The organism is Blautia liquoris (assembly GCF_015159595.1).
Lineage (GTDB): Bacteria > Bacillota > Clostridia > Lachnospirales > Lachnospiraceae > Novisyntrophococcus > Novisyntrophococcus liquoris.
The window spans coordinates 299620-315849 of record NZ_CP063304.1 but is presented as its reverse complement, the minus strand read 5'-3'; the positions used below and the strand labels follow the sequence as shown (position 1 = coordinate 315849).

The 16230-nt window shown below is 43.4% G+C and carries 14 protein-coding genes and 1 riboswitch; of the genes, 3 read left to right on the top strand and 11 right to left on the bottom strand.

Features of this window, described 5'->3' with window-relative positions:
- Nucleotide 1: 1 nt before the first annotated feature.
- A complete protein-coding gene (locus INP51_RS01485; protein ID WP_193735998.1) occupies nt 2-1645 on the bottom strand; it encodes an ABC transporter ATP-binding protein in 1644 nt (547 codons plus the stop codon).
- 114 nt (nt 1646-1759) lie between these two features.
- Nucleotides 1760-1864, bottom strand: a riboswitch (TPP riboswitch).
- Nucleotides 1865-2038: 174 nt separating this feature from the next.
- Here INP51_RS01485 and INP51_RS01480 point away from each other — a divergent pair.
- From INP51_RS01480 to INP51_RS01470, 3 genes are all read left to right on the top strand, one after another.
- The gene (locus tag INP51_RS01480; protein WP_193735997.1) at nt 2039-2626 is read left to right on the top strand and encodes a TVP38/TMEM64 family protein; all 588 of its coding nucleotides are present in this window, start codon (nt 2039-2041) and stop codon (nt 2624-2626) included.
- 80 nt (nt 2627-2706) lie between these two features.
- Nucleotides 2707-3105: a DUF4190 domain-containing protein gene (locus tag INP51_RS01475; protein WP_193735996.1), complete on the top strand. Its 399-nt coding sequence runs from the start codon at nt 2707-2709 to the stop codon at nt 3103-3105.
- Nucleotides 3062-3898 carry a DUF975 family protein gene (locus tag INP51_RS01470; protein ID WP_329602322.1) on the top strand — a complete coding sequence of 279 codons (837 nt, stop codon included), beginning with the start codon at nt 3062-3064 and terminating at the stop codon, nt 3896-3898. The genes INP51_RS01475 and INP51_RS01470 overlap by 44 nt, the downstream gene beginning before the upstream one ends.
- Here INP51_RS01470 and INP51_RS01465 read toward each other — a convergent pair.
- The 10 genes from INP51_RS01465 to INP51_RS01420 all read right to left on the bottom strand — a co-directional run bounded on the left by INP51_RS01465 (nt 3893) and on the right by INP51_RS01420 (nt 16165).
- Nucleotides 3893-5110: a cofactor-independent phosphoglycerate mutase gene (locus INP51_RS01465; protein ID WP_193735994.1), complete on the bottom strand. Its 1218-nt coding sequence runs from the start codon at nt 5108-5110 to the stop codon at nt 3893-3895. The genes INP51_RS01470 and INP51_RS01465 overlap by 6 nt on opposite strands.
- 15 nt (nt 5111-5125) lie before the next feature.
- Nucleotides 5126-6346, bottom strand: a complete 1221-nt coding sequence (locus INP51_RS01460; RefSeq protein WP_193735993.1) for a homoserine dehydrogenase — start codon at nt 6344-6346, stop codon at nt 5126-5128.
- Nucleotides 6347-6348: 2 nt separating this feature from the next.
- Nucleotides 6349-6789: an ACT domain-containing protein gene (locus INP51_RS01455; protein ID WP_193735992.1), complete on the bottom strand. Its 441-nt coding sequence runs from the start codon at nt 6787-6789 to the stop codon at nt 6349-6351.
- 170 nt (nt 6790-6959) lie between these two features.
- Entirely contained in the window at nt 6960-8633 is a 1674-nt protein-coding gene (locus tag INP51_RS01450) for a glycoside hydrolase family 13 protein (RefSeq protein ID WP_193735991.1), read from the bottom strand.
- Between the two features lie 29 nt (nt 8634-8662).
- Nucleotides 8663-9773, bottom strand: a protein-coding gene (gene prfB / locus INP51_RS01445) for a peptide chain release factor 2 (RefSeq protein WP_193735990.1) whose coding sequence is annotated in 2 segments (ribosomal slippage) — nt 8663-9697 and nt 9699-9773 — 1110 coding nt in all. Because the reading frame shifts where the segments join, the coding sequence is not laid out codon by codon here.
- Between the two features lie 67 nt (nt 9774-9840).
- Nucleotides 9841-12420, bottom strand: a complete 2580-nt coding sequence (gene secA / locus INP51_RS01440) for a preprotein translocase subunit SecA (RefSeq protein WP_193735989.1) — start codon at nt 12418-12420, stop codon at nt 9841-9843.
- A 162-nt stretch (nt 12421-12582) separates the two neighbouring features.
- A complete protein-coding gene (gene hpf / locus INP51_RS01435) occupies nt 12583-13110 on the bottom strand; it encodes a ribosome hibernation-promoting factor, HPF/YfiA family (protein WP_193735988.1) in 528 nt (175 codons plus the stop codon).
- Nucleotides 13111-13220: 110 nt separating this feature from the next.
- Nucleotides 13221-14249: a S66 family peptidase gene (locus INP51_RS01430; RefSeq protein WP_193735987.1), complete on the bottom strand. Its 1029-nt coding sequence runs from the start codon at nt 14247-14249 to the stop codon at nt 13221-13223.
- Nucleotides 14250-14302: 53 nt separating this feature from the next.
- Nucleotides 14303-15670, bottom strand: coding sequence for an amino acid permease (locus INP51_RS01425; protein WP_193735986.1), 1368 nt, complete (start codon nt 15668-15670; stop codon nt 14303-14305).
- 78 nt (nt 15671-15748) lie between these two features.
- Entirely contained in the window at nt 15749-16165 is a 417-nt protein-coding gene (locus INP51_RS01420) for a hypothetical protein (protein WP_193735985.1), read from the bottom strand.
- Nucleotides 16166-16230: the final 65 nt, after the last annotated feature.

The window sequence follows — 16230 nt, the reverse complement described above, 5'->3', positions numbered from 1 at the left end:
TCTATTGATCCTCCATACGCAGTTCTGCAAAAAAAGGAATTTGCAGTCCGCTGTGTTTAATCACATCGGGCTTTTTCCAGAGCTCCTCTGGTGTCCCATAATAAGCAAGGCTGCCGTCTGAAAGCACTGCTATCTTATTAGCATATCTCGCCGCCAGATCCAAATCATGCGTAATCATCAATATGCCAGTTCCTCCCTGATTGTATTCGATCAGCTTATCCATCAACATATATGTAGCTTTTTCATCCTGACCAAAAGTAGGCTCATCCAAGATCAGGAGTTTTCGATGCCCCGACAACATAATGGCGACAGAAAGTCTGCGCTTCTGCCCCCCGGAAAGACGAAAGGGATTGCTGCTCTCCACACCCTGTAGATCGAATTGCTGAATCAGTCTGTGAACGATACTGTTCCCGCTTAAATCCTGTCTGACACTGTATTTCAGTTCGTCCCAGACCGTCTCCTTCAAGAACTGATGCTCTGGATTCTGAAACACATAACCAATATCACCGCTTCTGAAAACAGAACTCGCCCTTTCCCCGGTTGTATCTTGTCCAAACAGCATAATCCGTCCTTCTGAGGCCTCATGAAGCCCAACCAATGTTTTTGCCAGCGTGGATTTTCCGCTGCCATTTCTTCCCGTCAAAGCTACAAAGTCTCCACAATCCATCCGAAAGCTTACATCCCTAAAAACAGGCTGTCCTTTTTTATATTCCCCCGTAAGATGTTCCGTCTGAATAAGTGGTTTTGCGGTGGAGATTTTTCGGACACAAGTTGGAAATGCCTTTTCCCATGCTTTTGCAAGCAGCTCCCAAGATATCTGCTCTTTGCGAAGTTCTTTTGCAGTAAGTGGTACCCGTGCCGGCGTATATCCAAGACTTTTCAGCTCGTCGAACATGCGAAGTGCCCTCGGGCGCCAGATTCCCTGCTGTGTCATCTGATCTTTGTATTTTACAAAAACATCTCTTGGGTCACCGTCAGCCAGAAGTTTTCCGTTGTTCCCCAAAACAATCACACGCCCCAGCAGAGGAAGCCAATTCTCCAGGTTATGTTCTACCACAAGAAGTCCTTTACCCTTTCTGCTCAAAGTTTCTGCCGCGTCTGCAACCTGTCTTCTCCCCTCGGGATCTAGATTCGAAGTAGGCTCATCCAGAAGAAGCATCTGTGCTCCCTGTGCCACTGCTGCAGCACACGCCAGCCTCTGCTGTTCACCTCCGGAAAGTTGATTGATCTGAGCATGAATTCTTTTCTTGGGAAAATGCATTGCCATCAGCGAATCGCTGATAATCCGGTCCATCTTCTTTGGCTCCACACCGAGATTTTCCAGACCGAATGCCACTTCATTTTCCGGATAGAGCGTGCAAAACTGACTTTCCGGATTTTGAAACACAATACCCAAAACTTTCGCCACTTCGAAGGCTTTTAGTTTTGTAACCGGACAATCATCGAAGAACACTTCTCCAGTCACTTCAGCATTTTCCATCCGCTGAACAATCCCCATCATAGAGAGAAGCAGCGTAGACTTTCCACATCCTCCTGCCCCCAGAATCAGGATACGCTCTTTCGTGTTGAATTCCAGACAGAGATCCTCGAGCACCTTTTTTCCGCTTAAATCTACATTCAGGTGATTGATCCTGACAGAGCTCATAGATCTCCTCCTTTGGCATCCGGATTGCCATGATTTACTGTTTCTATTTTCTGCATTAAAAAACCTCCTTACGGGATATCACCTGTGAGGAGGTCATGCATTCTATCAGTCATGATGCAATATATGGCTTCTCCCTACGTCGGCATTAACCGAATCAGGTAATACGGGTCAGGCCCGAAAGCCAATCTCAGCCGCATAGCGGCACCCCGGAAATATATTTTAGAAAACTACTTTAAAAGTATAGTCTCTAAAATTCATAATGTCAAGTTCCACATTTGTCTAAAAAATGCCAAGCGTTTTTAATTTTAAATGTTTCTTAATCTTTTCTTCTCCACTTTTTCACAGAAATAAGGTATACTTATATTCATTCGAATGAGAGGAATAAGGAATATTATGTCTGAGAAGGTTTTATTAGCCAAGAAAATCAGTAAAATTTTAGGACTGGCTTTTCTAGTCCTGACAATTATTTTTTTTGCAAAAAGTTACATAGATGGTCATTTTCATTCTTTAGATTCATTCAAGAACTATATTAACAGTTTTGGACTGTTCGCACCGATTATGTTGTTCTTCATCCAGTTTTTCCAAGTGATTATCCCTTTTCTTCCGGGCCTTTTCGGATGCATCGCCGGATCACTTCTGTTTGGAGCTGTCAATGGTTTCTGGATCAATTACCTGGCTATCAGCATCGGATCAATTACCGCTTTTTTTATAGCAAAGAAATATGGCTCCCCTGTAGTGAAGGGCCTGATTGGTGAAAAGTTCTATGATAAATATCTGGGATGGACAATGAAAGATTCCTTCCTGTGGGTTTTTGCACTTGCAATTTTTCTGCCTCTGACTCCCGACGACGAGTTGTGTCTGCTGGCAGGACTGACGCCAATATCCAAAAAGAAGTTCATTCTCATTATTGTGACTATGAAACCGTGGTGCATCTTATTCTACAGCATCTTCGCTGCACATCTCGCCTCCCTTGTTGGATAAAAAGACTTTACCTTGTACTTGCGGAGCCTTGGTTCCCGTGATAAACTATTATCATATCCAAGGTCGAGGAGGTGTTACTTTTGGATAATAGCAACTATAATGATCCCTTTCAAAAACCATCCCCTGATCCGTATTCTTATCACGAATCTGGTTCTCCCGGAATGGCAAAAGCTGCCTTTATTTTAGGAATTTGCTCACTTTTGTTTTCGCTCTATGGATTGGGACTGACTTTTGCCGTTCTGGGAATCATCTTCGCACTTTTGTCCAGAGGAAGAGGAAGCATGCAAAAACCTGCAAAAATAGGCGTCGGATTATCTGCTGCAGGTCTGATTGTCGGCTGTATTGTCATGGTCTTCTCTCTTGTTTCTGTAGTAAACGACGTCTCTAAGATGAACTGGACTGATATCATAGAGAATTACGAGGACATTCTTCCGAATGGCAGTGACATCCCATCTAATGATACAACAACAGCCCTGTGATTATGAATCTACAATGAAAGGCCTGGTGCAAAATATGAGTCAATCAAAATATCTAAAGAGCGAAGCCCGTGAAGCCTTAATCGGGAATTACGGGATATATATCGGCACTTATATCATGTATTCAATAATCAGCTCCTTCGTTTTCATGTTTATATACTGGTATCTGCTGAGGAGCATGTCGATGTTCTCCGTCATCAGCGGAATCGTTATTGCATTCCTTTGCAACGTCCTGTTGAGTCTTCTGTCCACAGGCATCTGGGTATCGTCTCTGTCCGTGAGCCGACATCAGCCGATTTCTGTTGGTAATCTGTTCTATGCGTTTACCCACCATTCGGACCGCTTCCTGATTGTTGAAACCATCAAGGGACTAATCCGTATGATTTTTACTATCGTGCCGGTGATTATCTATACGAGCTATATTTTTGAAAAAAATGAACATCTATTTACGAATCCTGAATTACAGTCCGTCCTTCGATTTGTTCTTACTTATACTCTGGGTCTGCTCTTAATTCTGGGGATCGGAGGTCTGGTGACATTTTTGATCCTTCTGCGTTATTCCATGTCGACTTTCCTTCTGATAGATCACGAAGAACTTACGGCAATGGAATCCTTAAGAAACAGTTCAAGAATGATGAAAGGGAACCTGAAAGCTTACTTCTACGTGAGTTTTCTGAGCTTTTTTGGTTTTTATTCTCTGGGATATATCGGCGGCTCTATTCCACTGCTTTGGATCACTCCATATCACCATGTGACAGTGGCAAATTTTTATCGTCAGCTGAATCATGAACTATAAAGAACTGCCGTCCGAAAAAAGATAGTCCATCAATTCCCACCCATGTTCAACCCGGTTCTTACTGTCAACGGCCTCTTGCTCGTTGTAATTCCAGTCATGGTTTTGATGCCTTGTACTGTCATACAACAGGTATGGTACAGGATTAGCTGTATGGGTGCGCAGACCTACCGGTGTCGGGTGGTCCGGCAGCACAAGCAGTCTGTATTCTTCACCGGAGGCATCTAATTGTCTCAGAAGCGGTGCCAGAATCCGGGTATCCATCCGATGTATGGCTTCTGCTTTTTTCACAGCACTTCCCTGATGTCCCATCTCATCTGGTGCCTCGAGATGGATATAGGCAAAATCATAATTCTCTCCTAAAAGTGCATCTGCGGCCGCCTGGGCCTTTCCCTCATAATTGGTATTAAGTCCTCCAGTCGCCCCTTCAACATTCCTGTTGTCAAGTCCAATTCCCACTGCTATCCCCTTTAGTAGATCAACAGCGGATATCATAACTCCTTTTTTATGATATCTGCCCCAAAAAGAAGGAAGAGAAGGCTTTGTTCCCGCACCCCAAAACCAGAAACTGTTTGCCGGATTCAAACCGGCTGCTCTTCTTTTCTGATTTACCGGATGATTTTTCAAAATCTCATAGCTTCTTTTTAGCATGCACAAAAACAAATCGTTCTCTGGCAGATATCTTCCGATTTTCTGTTCAAGAATATCATGGGGTGGAGTAAAGGGCAGTATCTCCCCACCTCTCCAGATCATGCAATGACGATAAGACGTACCGGTATAAAAGTGACAATTATCGCTTTCAAACTCACTCTTCAGATCCGATAAAAGCTGCTCTGCCTCTTCGGTTGTGATCTCAGATGCACTGTGGTCAACCATCCTTCTCTCCTCATAAGGCAAACTGTCCTCCTCGGAAACTGTAACCAGATTGCAGCGCAGTGCCACATCATTTTCGTCCATTTTAGCACCAATACTTAAAGCCTCAAGTGGGGAGCGCCCGGTATAATATAGTCTGGGATTATATCCGATCACAGACAGATTGGCGACATCTGAGCCCGGAGCCATCCCCTCCGGAATCGTCCGGACCATACCAATCTCAGACACTTTTGCCAGGCGGTCCAAAGTTGGCGTACTCGCATATTCCAAGGGTGTTTTTCCCCCGAAGTCAAAAACCGACTCGTCCGCCATGCCATCTGACAGCATTACAATTGTTTTCACCGTGTGTGACCTCCTTTAGAATCTAACTCGGATCATATGAATAATTCCTTCCAGCCGTTCTGTCTTTTCTTTATATTGTGCCTCAGTCATTTCCCCTGTGAAAAAGCCGAATTCACGGTCGATACTTGGAACAGTAATCGGATCCACTTCTCCAAATACGCTCTCAACCGAAGGAAGACAGGCGGCTATATTTCCCTGTATACGAACAAAAAAACGGCCTGGTATATCATCCAATGGCATAAGTTCCAGTTTCTTTGCGTTCCATCCATCTCCCATCACAGTTGTACCCGGATTCTTTGCTGCCTCCACAACATCTGCCACAACTGCACTTGCAGTCGGACGCTTCCCCGCACCTTTTCCATAGAACATAGCATCTCCAATCATGTTGCCATGTACTGAGACTGCATTGAAGACACTATTTACACTATATAGAGAATTCGAAGCGTCAATCATCACAGGGCATACAAGTGCGTATGCACCCTGATCTGTCCGACGGCCAATGGCCAGAAGCTTAATTACCGCGCCTGCCGCTTTTGCATACTTTATATCTGTGGCAGTAATATCGGTGATTCCCTCTGTATAAATATCTTTATAATCGATATAATTTCCGAAAGCAAGAGAAGACAGGATCGCAATTTTCCGACATGCATCATATCCCTCAACATCCGCCTGTGGATCCCGTTCGGCATATCCTTTATCCTGTGCCCTCTTTAATACTTCTTCAAACCCATATCCGTCACTCGTCATCTTACTTAAGATATAGTTGGTTGTCCCGTTGAGGATTCCGGAAACCTCATCAATTCTGTCCGCTGTCAAAGATTGATACAACGGTCGGATGATTGGTATTCCTCCACCACAGCTGGCCTCAAACAAGAAATTTACATGATGCTCTTTTGCCGTCAAAAGAAGATCTGTCCCATGCTGCGCGACCAGTTCTTTATTGGATGTGCAGACACTCTTTTGGTTTTCCAGACATCTTTTTACAAAATCAAAGGACGGGTTCAGACCTCCCATCACTTCTACAACAATTTTAATCTCCGGATCATTTACAATCGTCTCGAAATCATGAATCAGGTATCTTTCGACCGGATCTCCCGGGAATTTCTTCCTGTCCAGGACATATTTTAATTCAATCTCTTCGCCGACATTTTGATTCAATATTTCCTGATTCTTCTGAAAAACTTCTAAAACACCGGATCCCACGGTTCCATATCCTAATACTGCTACTTTTATCATATTTACTCCCTGCCTAATATCTTAAAGTAGTGAACACCTTCTTTACTCTCAATACTGCTCATCATTCCCGTTGCATCCCCTATATCTGGTGCGATCACTACACTGATTGTAAGAGTAGCCACTCCGTTAAGGGGGATTGACTGATGAATCGTCAAGATGTTTCCATTATACCTTGCGATTGTTTTCAAAACATCGGACAGTAACCCCTGTTGATCATCCATCTGCAGAATAAAGGTAATTGTTTTTCCCTTTGCAGTATCGTGAAAAAGAAAGATATCATCTTTATATTTATAAAAAGAGCTCCGGCTGATGCCCACTCTCTCTGCCGCATCCTGGACCGTAAGCTCTTTCTTCTCTATCAGGCCTTTTGCCTTAAGTACTTTCAGAAGGACTTCAGGAACTGCTTTTTCTTTCACAACATAATATTTTTCTGTCTCTGACATAACCTTCCTCTCCACACTGTGTGTCCCAAAAATACATTTGTGTCCACTGTAAAGATAATACCATATTCAGAAAAAAGCTGCAATACAAAAATCGGAGAATATTTTAGTAAAAAACAGTCAACTTTTGTTGACTGTTTTCTTTTTCACCGTAACGTTTACGGATATTTTGTTTATTTCCGAAAAAGGACAAATGCTTCATAGGGATTCAGTTCCAACATTCCCCGATAGTTATCCCTGTTATAGTTCGAGATCAGACAATCGGCTCCCTCATATTCTTTCGGTACCCGAAGCTTACAGTTCTTTTTTGTATAGTTGCATACCACAAGTAGCTGCCTGTCATCTAAAGTTCTTGTATAAGCAAATATGTTCTCGTCGTCTGAAAGAATCAGATCATATTTTCCATACACAATAATTGGATAAGTCTTCCTAAGAGCAATCAACTGTTGATAATATGAAAAAACAGAATCCGGATCGTTCACTTCATTTTTCGCGTTGACTGTCTTATAATTCGGATTTACATCAATCCAGGGCGTCCCGGTGGTAAATCCTGCATTCTCGGTGTCATCCCACTGTACCGGAGTCCGTGCATTATCCCGGCTCTTATTGATAAGACAGGGCCAGAACTCTTCCCGTTTTACCTTTCCTGACTCAACCCAATCTTCATATGCATGTATACTCTCGATATCACGGAACTGATCTTTTGACTGGAACGGGTAATTCGTCATCCCAAGTTCCTCCCCCTGATAAATATAGGGTGTTCCCTGCATCATGTGAAGAAGAGTCGCGAGCATCTTTGCTGAAACGTCCCTGTACTTTGAACTGTCATCGCCAAAACGAGAAACTGCCCTGGGTTGATCATGATTATCCCAGTAAAGACTGTTCCAGGCATTTTCATACAACTGGGTCTGCCATTTGGAAAGGTTCTCCTTTAAAAATGACAGCGGTACTCTCTCGTCTGTCCATTTCCCATATTTTCCGTCTGACTCGACATGCTCAAACTGAAAGACCATGTTCAGCTCATGGCTGTTTTCACCGGCATATTTTCTTGCCTGTTCAATATCGACGCCGGCAGTCTCGCCTACAGTCATCAGATCATATTGCGAGAGAACTTTTTTGTTCATCTCTTTTAGATAGTCGTGAACATGAGGTCCATGAATACAATATGGAGCGAAGCTTCCGTAGCCTTGTGCGTCTGTCTCTTCGCCGTCCGGCATCTCGGGTGTCTTTGAGATCATGCTGATTACATCCATGCGGAATCCATCGATACCCTTTTCGCACCACCAAGTCATCATGTCGAAGACTTCATCCCGAACGTTCGGATTATCCCAGTTTAGATCTGGCTGTTTTTTAGAAAAGAGATGAAGATAATACATGTCTGTATTCTTATCATATTCCCATGCGGAACCTCCGAAGCTTGCACCCCAGTTATTGGGGGCACTCCCATCTTCTTTTGGATTTCTCCAGATGTAGTAGTCTCTGTATGGATTATCTTTGCTTTTTCGGCTTTCCACAAACCACTTATGTTCATCCGATGTGTGATTCACCACGAGATCCATCACAATCCGTATCCCGCGGTCATGAGCCTCTTTCAGCATCTCATCAAAGTCAGACATGCTTCCAAATTCATCCATAATATCCCGGTAATTGCTGATATCATATCCATTGTCATCATTCGGTGATTGATATACCGGCGAAAGCCAGATCACGTCCACTCCCAGAGTCTTCAGATAATCCAGACGGCTTGTAATACCTTTCAGGTCTCCAATGCCGTCCCCATCGCTGTCCATAAAGCTTCTCGGATAGATCTGGTACACAACCGCTTCCTTCCACCATGCCTCTTTCATCCATGTCACCTCCATGTCATGATTGTCACTTACTTCTTAAGTGCCGTCCACTTCAGGTATGCATTAATAAACGGATCAATATCCCCGTCCAATACAGCATTTACCTGGCCGACTTCCTCATTCGTCCTGTGATCCTTCACCATCGTATATGGCTGCATAACATAAGAGCGAATCTGATTTCCCCAGGCAATATCCGTCACTTCACCTCGAATCCCGGAAAGCTGTTCTTCCTGCTCCTGCTCTTTTAACAGATATAGTTTTGCCTTGAGCATCTGCATAGCCTTATCCTTGTTCATATGCTGTGAACGCTCATTCTGGCATGTCACCACAATTCCTGTCGGGAAATGAGTGATGCGGATCGCTGATGAAGTTTTATTGATATGCTGTCCGCCGGCTCCGCTTGAGCGATACGTATCCACCCGAATATCCTCATCTTTTACCTCTACGTTAATATCACCTTTTATATCTGGCATCACATCGCATGATACAAAAGAGGTCTGGCGTTTTCCATTTGCATTGAATGGAGATATTCTGACCAGACGATGCACGCCCTTTTCAGATTTCAGCAATCCATATGCATTCTCACCGTTCACCTGAAATGTAACCGATTTGATACCTGCCTCTTCCCCTTCCAGAAAATCAAGTTCTTCCAGAGAAAAACCTTTTTTTTCTGCCCAGCGTGTATACATGCGGTAAAGCATAGAACACCAGTCCATAGCCTCTGTTCCGCCAGCTCCTGCGTTTAATTTTACAATTGCATTTGTCTCATCATATTTTCCGGATAACAAGGTCTTAATGCGTATATTCTCGAAATCCTTCTTAAAGGCCAAAAGCATCTCCCTGATGTCCGGGATTACGCTGGCATCATTTTCCTCGTATCCCATCTCAATCAGGGTTTCCATATCTTCCCTGGCCAGGACAAGTTTATGATATGTGTCCCTGTCTTCTTTCAAGCTCCCAAGCTCTTTCATCATCTTTTGAGCTCTCTCAGGGTTGTCCCAGAAGTCAGGTTCTTCCATCTTTCTTTCTAATTCTTCGATCCGCTGTTCTTTGTCAGCGAGGTCAAAGTGAATCCCTCACTTCCACCAATGGTCCCTCATAGGAACTCAATTCAGTCTTAAACTGATCCAATTCAACCATTTGCTTCACCTCTTTCTGATATATATTTTGATAAAAAACTGATTATTTCTTTACTTGCCGACTATACTTATGCCTGCATTGCATCTTTTCTTCCATGGCACTGTTTGTATTTCAATCCGCTGCCGCACGGACATGGATCATTCGGGTAGATCTTCTTTTGGGAACGCTTATAAGTCGGTTTTGGGCTTCCCTCTTCTTTATTGGTTCCTGTTACTTTTGCTACCTGCTCCCTTTCTACCTTTTCTTCGACGCGGATATGGTAGAGCAGCCGCAAAGTATCCTGTTCGATAGAATTAAGCATTTCATTGAACATATCATAGCCACTCATCTTATATTCGACTCTCGGATCTCTCTGACCATAAGCCTGAAGTCCGATACCCTGACGCAGCTGATCCATATCATCAATATGATCCATCCACTTCTGATCAATTACTTTCAAAAGAATAACACGCTCTAGTTCACGGATCTGCTCCTCCTGCGGGAACTGGCTCTCTTTCTCTTCGTATACCTTTACAGCTTCTTCTTTAAGTTTCTGTTTCAGTTCATCCTTCTTCATCTTTGCGACATCCTCATTCTTAAGAGGTTTCACAGGAATGATCGGGATTAAAAAGGCATTGAGCTCTCCAAGGTCCCACTTCTGGGGATCTGCATTTTCTCCGATGAACATGTCCACGGTATCATCAATGGTATCATATGCCATCTTGAGAATCGAATCACGCATATTCTCGCCGTCAAGTACACGTCTTCTCTCCTTGTAGATGATCTCCCTTTGCTCGTTGTTCACCTGATCGTAATCGAGCAGATTCTTACGTATTCCATAGTTATTTGCCTCAATCTTCTTCTGTGCTTTCTCAATTGCAGAAGATAACATCTTATGTTCGATCTGTTCATTCTCAGCAACACCGAGTGATTTAAACACACCCATCAGTTTTTCAGATCCGAACAGACGCATCAGATCATCTTCCAAAGATATATAGAACCGGGATTCACCAGGATCACCCTGACGTCCGGAACGTCCACGCAGCTGATTGTCAATACGTCTTGATTCATGGCGCTCTGTTCCGACAATTTTCAGTCCGCCGGCAGCTCTAGACTCGTCATCCAATTTAATATCGGTACCACGGCCTGCCATATTCGTTGCAATCGTGACAGTCCCTGCCTCGCCGGCATGGGATACGATCTCTGCCTCAAGCTCATGGAACTTGGCATTCAAAACCTGATGTTTGATTCCTTCTTTTTTCAGCATCTTGCTGAGCAGTTCGGAAGTTTCTATCGTTACCGTGCCGACCAGAACAGGCTGATTCTTTTCATGAGATCTCTTGATTTCTTCCACAACCGCACGGAACTTTTCTTTCTTTGTCATGTAGACAGCATCGTCGTAGTCTACACGAATCATCGGTTCATTCGTCGGAATCTCTATAACGTCCATGCCATAGATATCACGAAACTCCTGTTCTTCGGTGAGCGCAGTACCTGTCATACCAGCTCTTTTTTCAAACTTGTTGAAGAAGTTCTGGAATGTAATCGTCGCAAGAGTCTTACTCTCTCTTCTGACCTTTACATGCTCCTTCGCCTCGATTGCCTGATGCAGTCCGTCTGAATACCGCCGTCCCGGCATAATACGTCCGGTAAATTCATCGACAATCAACACTTCATCATCCTTCACTACATAGTCTTTATCACGGAACATCAAATTATGTGCGCGCAGAGCTAAGATTATGTTATGCTGAATTTCCATATTCTCCGGATCAGACAGGTTGTCTATATGGAAGAAATTCTCAACTTTTTTGATCCCATCTTCTGTCAAAGTTACAATCTTGTCCTTTTCATTGACGATGAAATCTCCGCTCTCTTCGATCTCTTCACCCATAATAGCTGTCATCTTCGTCATCTCGCCGCTGGCCTCACCGCGCTCCAGCTGCTGTGCAAGGATATCGCAGGTCTCATACAGTTTTGTGGATTTTCCGCTCTGTCCGGAGATAATAAGCGGTGTTCTTGCCTCATCAATCAGAACAGAATCGACCTCATCAATGATAGCATAATACAGATCCCTTTGTACAAGCTGTTCCTTGTATATGACCATGTTATCACGCAGATAGTCGAACCCAAGCTCGTTATTCGTAATATAAGTAATATCACAGGCATAAGCAGCACGTCGTTCGTCATTATTCATAGGATTCAGCACCACCCCGACTGTAAGGCCGAGGAATTCATGAACTTTTCCCATCCACTCGGCATCCCTTTTGGCCAGATAATCATTGACCGTGACGATCATGACGCCACGTCCTGTCAGTGCATTCAAATAAGCCGGAAGTGTGGAAACCAGCGTCTTTCCTTCACCGGTTTTCATCTCAGCGATACGTCCCTGATGCAGGATGATTCCGCCCATAACCTGCACCCTGTAAGGTTCCATATTGAGTACACGTCTGGCAGCCTCACGTACTGTTGCATATGCTTCAACAAGAATATCATCCAGAGTTTCTCCTCCGGTCAGACGTTCTTTAAATTTTTTCGTATTCGCACGCAGCTCTTCATCAGATAATTTCTGCATATCCGGGCGCAGTGCCTCAATTTTATCAACCAGCGGCATGACGCGTTTTAATTCACGCTCACTGTGCGTTCCAAATAATTTCTCTGATATTTTCATGAATTTTTACACACTCCTAATATTCTCATACCGCCTATTCTAACACTTTTAATACAAATTAACAATGATTTTATTACACTTTTCCTGTACAGATTTACGGCGGTCCTAGCATTTTCGCAAAAAGGACTGGCGCCGCAGCGTCAGCCCCTACCTCATATGATCTCAGTTTTCCGGCTCAATTAATCCATACGTATTGCCTTTTCTCTTGTAAACCACGTTCACTTCATTCGTCTCTGCATTTCTAAACGCAAAGAAATTGTGCCCTAAAAGTTCCATCTGAACGCATGCGTCTTCCGGGAACATCGGTTTCATGCCAAATCTTTTCATTCTGACAATCTTGATATCTTCATCTTCTAGATCTTCGTCTTCAATAAAATCTTTCTGGAAGTTGCTTACATCCTGTTTCTTATTGATCAGTTTGCTCTTATATTTGCGAAGCTGCCGTTCTATCACTTCTTCTACCAGGTCAATGGATACGTACATATCATTACTGACCTGTTCGGAACGAATAAGCCGGCCCTTCACAGGTATTGTAACTTCGACTTTCTGTCTTTCTTTCTCAACGCTCAAAGTAACGTTGACATCCGTGTCAGGAGTAAAATATCTTTCAAGTTTTCCAAGTTTACTGTTAACAGCAGAGCGGATTCCCTCTGTGATGTCGATGTTTTTTCCACTAATAATAATATTCAATGCCGTCAACCCCTTTAATTGTATTTTACTTAAAAGCAATGATTAAGCCTTTAGTAAGTACTTTAATTATAACAATCCTGTCCCTTCATTGCAATAGATTTCTAAAAACTTCACACATCCGTCCGCATTTCAATCTGGATATCGTTTCCCCTGACATTTACAAGCGAATACGCACCGTTAATCAAGGGCATCATGGGCGGAAGATGGCCAAGATCAACATCCATTACCACCGGGACATCTAAAATATGTAGAATGTCATAAACCGCATGATACTGGTCAAGGCCCATGACTTCTTCTCCGTAGTGATATGGTCTTCCTATCAGGAACCCTTTTGCATTCTCAAACCATCCGGCATGAAGCATCTGCCAGAGTGCTCTTCGGATATCCATAACATTTAAATCGCAAGATTCGAGATACCAGATTACCCCATCATTATGGTATTTCCTGTTGAATTCCGCCACATAATCGTATCTGGTCCCAATCAGGTTTCTCAGACAATCCATACAACCGCCCAACAGGCGTCCTTTTATCGCAACATATTCTTCTTTAGCGAATACCTTGAGAATCCTTTTTTCTGTGACATGATAAGGCATAAGCGGGTGCTCCTCGTCTTTTTTCGATTCCCGTTCCCATCTCTCATAGCCTGTCACAGTGAGTTTTTCTCCCCGCAGAAGCTTTTCGGAGTCTTCGATGGCCAGATGCCATGGTTCCATACCAAAAGTCGTAGCACAAGGTCCGTAGATCGAAGCTACATCGCAAATCGTTGTGAGCAAAAACGTGAGATTTGTATTATCAGAATAACCCATAAACCACTTAGGTCTGTTCATCTTAATCTTTTCAAAATCCACATAATCCAGAATCTCACACATCAGTTCTCCGCCTCCGCATGACAGAAGAACATCGTTCTCATCTGAACAGTAATATTCGCTAAATTCCTCCCCGCAACGTCTGGGTGTATTGCTGATTCCAATTCCCTTACCCTCGAAACAGTTTGGTCCCAGATCTATCTGGTATCCTTTTTTCTTCAGGACCAACAGAGCGTTCTTGAATGCTGTATAATAGGGTTCAGTATTACATCCAAAAGAAGGGGCGACAAATCCTATGATCCCATTGTCATTTAAAAAGTCAGGGTACCTCATAGCTTTTCAACCTCCATTTTCATAATTGCTTTGCCTCTAGTATCCTGGATTTCTCAGGACTTGTCAACTGGCTGATCCGGTTTTTCTGCATGCTTTTTTACAAAAAGATACGCCACGCTAAAAAAAGCAATAATCATGAATCCTGCTGCAAGACCAGCTGTTTGTCCTTTCACAAAAGGCATAAAGGCAACAGCGGCAATCAGACATATCATCACAAACAAAGAAGAATAAGGAAATCCCTCAAGCCTTAATTTGTCGTTAGGCTTTCCGTTCCTCTCCCGAAACCGAATATGAGATGCCATAATCATGATATATACGAATATCGATGAAAATCCTCCTGCACTGATAAGAAAAACATAGACTTGCGGCATCAATATTGCTGCAAGAAGTGCCAGCAGCATCGCGCATCCAGAGAAGATAAGTCCCCTGTACGGAACTTCTGCCTTTTCCTTTAAAAATGCCGGCGCAAGTCCCTCAGACGCAAGTGTGCGAATCATTCTTCCCACACCAAACATAGAGGCCAGCATGGTGGAGAGAATAGCAGTAATCAGTATAATATTTAAGATATTCCCTGCCCAGTCAAAACCATAGTGCTCCAGGGCTGCCACCATTGGACTTCTATCGCCTGAGATCTCATCAGTTGGAATTAAAGCCAGAATGATTCCGACAGATATAATATAAAGAGTCAACAAAATAGTAACAACCTTATGAATGGCCACGGGAACCGTCTTTCTTGGATCTTTGGCCTCAGCTGCCGCCAGTCCTAAAACCTCAAACCCTGAATAGGCGTATATCACCACCAGCAGGCTTCCTGAAAACCCTTTAAACCCATTCGCAAAAAAAGGTTCCATGAGAAAGGCCGGACGACTGTACCCGTGATTCTCTCCTGCCTGATTTCCTTTTATAACACCTATAATCAGAAGTGCTCCCATAACAATAAATGCTGCAACTGTGATAAGTTTCACTGCCGCCAGAATGCTCTCAAGCTTTCCAAGTCTCTGTGCCCCTAACAAATTGATAACTGTTACACTCACGATAATTATGCTTCCCAGAATCAATGTAGAGACATGGGGAAACCATATTTTTACCAAAACAGAGATCGCTGTTGCCTCGCTCGACATCGCAAGAACAATACCTGCCCAGTAAACCCATCCTGTCACAAACCCTGCCATCTTTCCATATGCACGCTCCGTAAATGTCTGAAATGACCCGGCATCCGGATCATTGACTGTCATCTCAGAAAGGGCGAACAGGATATAATAGACAAGAATTCCTCCCAATATATACGAAAGAATGATAGACGGTCCGGCAGAATGTATGGCAACTGAAGAACCTAAGAAGAAGGAACCACCGATCACGGATCCAACTGCCATCATAGACAGCTGCCAGACGGACAGACCTGTCTCTTGATTTTTTTTCATCTAGAAACCCTCCATAAAAAGAGCCGCACTGCTATATGCATTCAATATGCTTAGCAGGCGGCTGCTCTTGTCATTCCGTCAACGATTATCGTTTGTATCCTTTGTTGTATTGTTGTCTGCGTTGTTATTCGTGTTGTTGTCATTATCCGTTCCGGTCACATCATCTCCCAGATCCTTAACGCCCTGGCCAACACCTTCAACACCTTCACCGACGCCATCGACAACATCGTTCGCACCATTTCTTACTTTATCTCCAGCAGTGTCCCCATTGTTGTCTATGTCAGTATTATTGTCTCTTACCTTATCATCGGTTTTGTCTTTATCATCAATTCTGTCGTTATTATCAACTTTGTCGTTATCTGTTCCATCTGTAGTTGTTCCATTGTCCGTACCGTCTGTGGCATCATTCGTATTGTTATTTCCGCATGCTGTAACGCCTGTAAGCATAATTACCATCAGACAGCCAATCAGGATTTTTTTCATGTGTTTCATCATAACTCTCCTTTGCTCATTCAATAGATATTTTGATTCCATGATACCATCGTCCGCTTCGCACTTTG